This is a genomic window from Polaromonas sp. P1_F8 (genome assembly GCF_056405635.1).
The window spans coordinates 1-1,355 of the sequence record NZ_JBFUBS010000016.1; the positions used below are offsets into that span (position 1 = coordinate 1).

At 57.0% G+C, this 1,355-nt stretch carries 2 protein-coding genes; both read left to right on the forward strand.

Going from position 1 to position 1,355, the window contains the following annotated elements; translation table 11 throughout:
* A partial coding sequence (locus tag AC1D1J_RS22555; RefSeq protein WP_477695926.1) for an SGNH hydrolase domain-containing protein occupies positions 1 to 1,040 on the forward strand: 1,040 nt, incomplete at its 5' end.
* 51 nt (positions 1,041 to 1,091) lie between these two features.
* On the forward strand, positions 1,092 to 1,355 hold a 264-nt coding region (locus AC1D1J_RS22560), incomplete at its 3' end, for an acyltransferase family protein (protein ID WP_477695892.1).

Sequence of the window (1,355 nt, forward strand, 5' to 3'; positions counted from 1 at the left end):
CCTTTTCCGTGGCCGTACGTACTGGCGGGCTGCTGGCAGCGGTTGTGCTGTCCTGGCTGACCTATCGCTTTATCGAAACGCCCTTGCGCTTTGGCGCCCACGCCCGCCGCAAAACACTCGGCCTGCTTCTGCTCATGCTCGCCATCGCAGGCATCGCGTTTGCGTGCTTCCGGACCGAAGGCTTTGGCAATATACGTCCAGGCATGGGTATGGCAAGCTCTGAGCAGTTCGCCTGGAAATACATGGGCAATGCAGAGTGCGCCGCCAAAGTCAAAACGCCGGCTGGGTTCTGCATGCAGCTTGGCAATGCGAATGCCATCAGCATCGGTGTCATCGGAGACTCCACGGCGAACGCCCTCGTACCGGGCATTGCTGATCTGGTCATGGCCAAAAACGAAGGCATGATCAATATTGGTCATGGTGCATGCCCGCCCGTTCGCGGGCTGGTTCCAACGGCCACGTGGGGTGCCAAGCCCAACTGCCCCGAAATTGTGGACGATGCCTATCGGGTAGTTATGGCCGACCCGCATATCAAGACCGTCATCATGTCGGTGTTTACGCACGACATGCAGGACTGGGGTTACAAGGACTTGCCGGCCAAGGCATCTGTGGCAGAGCGGTTTGCCAAGGCGATGGAGCTGATGGACCGTGACATTGCCGCGCTGCAGGCCAGTGGCAAACAGGTCATCCTGACCTATGACGCCGCATATTCCCCGGTTTCAAGCAAAGACTGCGTGCACAGGCCTTACTCCAGCCTGCTCAGGGCAGCCCGCAACTGCGAGGTTACCGAGGCCATGATCATTGACCGGTACCCCTATTTGACCCTGTTCAACGAACACTTCAATGGCCGCAAGGATGTTTGCGTATTTCGCCAGTCTGATATTTTGTTTACCAATGGGAAGCTCAATTTTGTCGATGCCAATGGCAGCATCCTGCTGCGGGATTCGCATCATCTCTCGGTTTATGGCTCCAAAATGATGGCGCAATATTTGGCCACTTCAGCATGCAAAGACCGGTTGCCGTGGAAGACCGAAAAATGAAGCAGTCGCATGGGCAATGCCTGAACGAACTCGATGGATGGGGCATGACGGATGGATGCTGAAGGGCGAGAGGTTGCGAGTACAGATGCGCTGACGCATCCTAAATACCGCGCAGACATTGACGGTCTGCGTGCGGTGGCGGTGCTGTCCGTGCTCGGCTTTCATGCCTATCCCGAATGGGTTCGCGGCGGCTTCATCGGCGTTGACATCTTCTTCGTCATCTCGGGCTTCCTGATCTCGACGATCATTTTTCAGGGCCTGGCCACCTCCCAGTTCAGTTTTCGCGACTTCTACTCCCGGCGCATCCGCCGCATA